Genomic DNA, 4,156 nt, shown 5'->3' with positions numbered 1-4,156 from the left:
GCCCTCCTGCGCCTGCTTCTCCCGCTCCAGGAGGGCCAGCGCCTCGTCGGGGCTGGGCCGCGCCGAGGCGTCCCGGGCCAGCAGCGCCGCGATCAGCGCCCGCAGCGGCGCGCTCGCGGGGCTGTGCTCCGCGTCGTCCAACGACAGCCGCGGAGGCATCGGCGCGGTCAGCACCGCGCTGATGATCCCCGTGATGCTCTCCCGTTTGAAGGGTGAGCGGCCCTCCAGGAGCGCGTACAGGGTGACGCCCAGGCTCCACAGGTCCGACGCGGGCAGCGCGCGCTTGCCCTCGAACCGCTCCGGCGCCATGTACTCGGGCGAACCGATGTACACGCCGGTCTGGGTGAGGGCGGCGCCGCCGTCGACGTTCGCGATCCCGAAGTCGGTCAGCACGGTCCGGTCGTCGTCGGTGAGCATGATGTTGGCGGGCTTGACGTCGCGGTGGGTGACCCCGCCCGCGTGCACCGCCTTCAGACCACCGAGCAGCGACCTGGCGGCCTCCTCGACCCGCTCCACCGGCATCGGACCGTGGTGGTCCAGCTGGTACTGGAGGGACTTGCCGCTGAGCAGTTCCATCACGATCCACGGGCTGTCCTCGTGTTCGAGGACGTCGTGGACCGTCACCACCGCCGTGTTGCTGATCCGCGCGGTGGCCTGGGCCTCGCGCAGTGTGCGGGCGTGCGCCTCGGCGCGGGCCTCGGGGTCCATGCCCTGGGGGAGGAGGACCTCCTTGATGGCCACGTCACGCTGGAGGGAGGGGTCCCAGGCGCGCCACACGGTGCCCATCCCGCCGGCGCCGAGCCTCTCCCGCAGCTCGTAGCGGCCGACGGAGGAGTGACCGGAGGTGGACATAGGCGCGCATCCCTTCAGGGGGTCGGGAGAGGGGTGACGATGCGCAGGACAATCTATCCGAGAAAAGCCCTACAGCAGCACTTTGTGACACTCGTCCGTGTTTCCTGAACCATTCTCCCTCCATTGCGGACAGTTCCCCACACCCCGGTGTGGGGGTGGCCGGTAGCGGTCACCCGCGCGGCACGGTACGGCGCGGGGAGGGGGAACGGGACCCCTCGTTTCGGGTGTTCGCGAAATGTCATTCCGTGACCGCCGAGGCGATCTCCTCGGCCTCCCGGCCTGGCCGCTCGGACGTGCCCGGACAGTTCCACCGTGCCGATGTCGGGGAACTCCGTGGTGGGAGCGCCCGTCTCGACGGTCGGCGGATCCGTGGAGGGCGTGGCCCCGACGGCGTCGTCCGCAGAGTCGACGATGACGACGTCCCCGTGTGCCCCGCACAACCGTGATCCACCCTCCAGGCCGTACCCCTCGTGCAGAGGCGTCCACGCCGGGTCGTGCGTCCCCTCCAGGGGGTGGCTGCGCAGGGTGGGACCGAACCCGTCGGGCTCGGGGGAGGGGCCGACGGGCACGTACCTGGTACCGGCGCTCCAGGGGTCCTCGTGGAACCACATCTGTGCCGGTTCCCAGCGGGGCGAGTCCAACGCGGCGATCACCAGGGGGAAGTCGACGACGTCGCGCATGAGCTCGGCCCGGGCCCGTCGGGCCTCCTCCTCGGCCGTCATCCACGACATGCCCGCGAGCAGCAGCGACGCCGCGAGGACCGGGGAGAGCGGGAGGGCGAAGAGCTGTCCGGGTGGGAAGGGGCTGTTGAGTCGGAAGGGAACAGGGCGATGCCGTTGTGGACCTAGGTCAGGTTTCGGTCCTGCGGCAATGCGGACTCGGGGTTCCACCGAAGGCGGTTCTGGTATCGGGTGTCAGTCCGGTTGATGTCTCGGTGTCCGCTTTTGATGGTGAAACTGAGTGTGACGCCCCTCATAGTGCGGAGGTGGCTAGGAAATTGTGGCCTTGTGGTTTCTGGGTGTTTCGGAAGGCCGTTCGCACCCGCTACCTGCGCAAACGTTGGCAGAGGTCGTCTTTGTCCTCCGGGGTCTGGCCACATCGGGGGAGAGAAGGGGAAAACCCGACGCGTTGCGCCGGTTCCCCGACCCGCTGATGGCGCACCATAGAGGATGGGGTAGAGACATGCGGGGGCCTTGCGGTCGCGCACGGCCGCGTGCGGTGTGCACGCGTGTACGGGCGCGTCGACGGGGCCCCGGTGTCTGCGAACATCGCCTTCGGCCGAACCACGACGCAGGAGCCAGCAGATGACGCATCAGCACGTCCGACGGCGGGGATGGCGACGCCTCCTGATGACGTTCCTCATGCTGACCGGTCTCGTCGTGCTGCCCCTCACCGGGGCCCAGGCGAACCCGCTGTGCCCGGGCGAGCCCGCGCCGCTGCCGGAGTCGGCGGGAAGCGGTTCCGACGGCCTGCTCGTGCCCCCGCAGTCGCAGTCCTCCATCGAGGGCTCCACGGACGGTCTGCCGCCCGACGCCAGCATGTACGGCCAGTACGGCACCGCCGGGCAGCAGTGGCACATGATCACCGAGTCCTGCGTCGACGGGTTCAGCAACGGCGCGCAGGCGACCCTGGCCAACACGGCCTGGGACCTGTCCAAGACCATCAATCAGTCGACGATCACGGTGTACCAGGCCGCGACCTCCGACGGTCTCCTCGCCAGCTTCAACGAACTCGTCGAGAACGTGGTCGTCACGCTGAGGGAGGGCATCTGGCGTCCGCTGATCCCCACGGTCGTCATCCTCGGGGCCCTGTGGCTGGGCTGGTACGGGCTCATCCGGAAGCGGATGACGCTCACGATCGAGTCCAGCGTCTGGATGGTCGCGGCGACGGCCCTGGGGCTGTGGATCCTCGTCAACCCGTCCCAGATCATGGGTATGGCCAGTGGCCTGGTGAACTCCGGCAGTCAACTGGTGACCAGTGCAGTTGGTCAGATTCCCTACGGCGGGGGCTCGGGAACCTGTCCGCCCGGGGCCGAGGCTCCGGAACGGGCGGACTGGGAGACTGAAGCCGACTTCCAGGTCAGGCGCAACGCGGACATGTTGTGGTCCAGCCTCGTGTGTCAGCCTTGGGTTGCCGGACAGTTCGGCAACGGAGACATCGCAGAGATCGCTGCGCAGGAGCACGCGACGGATCTGATCGCGGCCCAGGGAATCAACCGTATAGAACAGCAGCAGGTCGCGGACGGCGAGGCCGACGCGACAACCCTCGTTGAAGAGAAGCAGCAGTCCTACGAAGAAATTGCTTCAAGTGTCGAATCGTCGTTTCCCAGCGTCTACCCTCTTTTCGCGGGCGATGACCAGGGAAGTCGTCTGGGAGTGGCCACGCTCGCGCTTTTCGCCTCGGTCTTCGCCGGGGGACTGATCCTCGCGGGGTCCGTGGCGCTCATCGTGCTGAAGATCGCCTTCCTCCTGCTCTTCCTCCTCGCTCCCATATTCCTGCTCATCGGCATCCACCCGGGCTACGGACGCATGGTCCTGCTGCGCTGGGTCGAGCTGATGATCGGCTTCCTGCTCAAACAGATCTTCGTCGTACTCCTGATCTCGCTCCTGGTCATGTGCTACGGCATGGTCATGTCCACCAGCCTCGGCTGGGGCCTGCAGATGATCCTGCTGGCGCTCTTCACCGTGGCCCTCTTCGTCTACCGCAAGCCCTTCGCTTACCTGTTCTCCTCGGTGAACGCGAACACCTTCACCTCGCGCATCGTCAGTGACGCCGCGCAGAGCCAGGCGCTCAGCCGGAGCGCTGTGGTGCTGCCGCCGGTCGCCAACCTCAAGGCGCAGGCCTGGGGGCTGCGCCGGGGGCCGCAGATCGCCGGAGCGGCCGCGGGGGTCCCCGCGGGCGGGGGAGGGGTCCCGAACGGCGGTGTGGACACCGGGGTCGGCGACGAGGTCCCGGCCGACGGCGGTCCGGTCCGCGCGGACGGAGCGCGGGCACGCGGCACCGCCGGGTACGGCAGGGTCCGCGACAACGCGGCCCCGCCGCTCAACGTCACCAGGAGCGCTCCGGCCGGCGGCGGTGGCGGCACCCGGCCCGCCGGGCCCGCGCGCAGCGGTGACCAGGCGCCGAGCCTCTCCGGTGGCAGCGCGGCCTCCGGGGCGATTCCGCCCCGACCCAGCGGCGGCTACACCGGCACCGGCGACAGCGGCTGGGCCTCCGTGTTCGGCACCGCCTCGGGAGGCCGTGGCGGCTCCGAGCGCCGGGACGGCGGTGGAAGCAGTGGCGGCGGTTCGGTGTTCGGCGGGGG

Annotated in this window: 2 protein-coding genes; one reads left to right on the top strand and one right to left on the bottom strand. The window is 69.3% G+C overall.

What is annotated here, in order from left to right:
- The coding region (locus DQW06_RS21285; protein WP_157983535.1) for a serine/threonine-protein kinase at positions 1 to 852 on the bottom strand (852 nt) is incomplete at its 3' end.
- Positions 853 to 2,156: 1,304 nt separating this feature from the next.
- Here DQW06_RS21285 and DQW06_RS21275 point away from each other — a divergent pair.
- Positions 2,157 to 4,156, top strand: a 2,000-nt coding sequence (locus tag DQW06_RS21275) for a type IV secretion system protein (RefSeq protein WP_117199168.1), incomplete at its 3' end; no start/stop codon positions are given.

This window comes from Nocardiopsis sp. TNDT3, assembly GCF_003427465.1.
Lineage (GTDB): Bacteria > Actinomycetota > Actinomycetes > Streptosporangiales > Streptosporangiaceae > Nocardiopsis > Nocardiopsis dassonvillei.
Note: the sequence above shows the minus strand (reverse complement) of the source record. Positions and strands in the feature narration are given on the sequence as shown.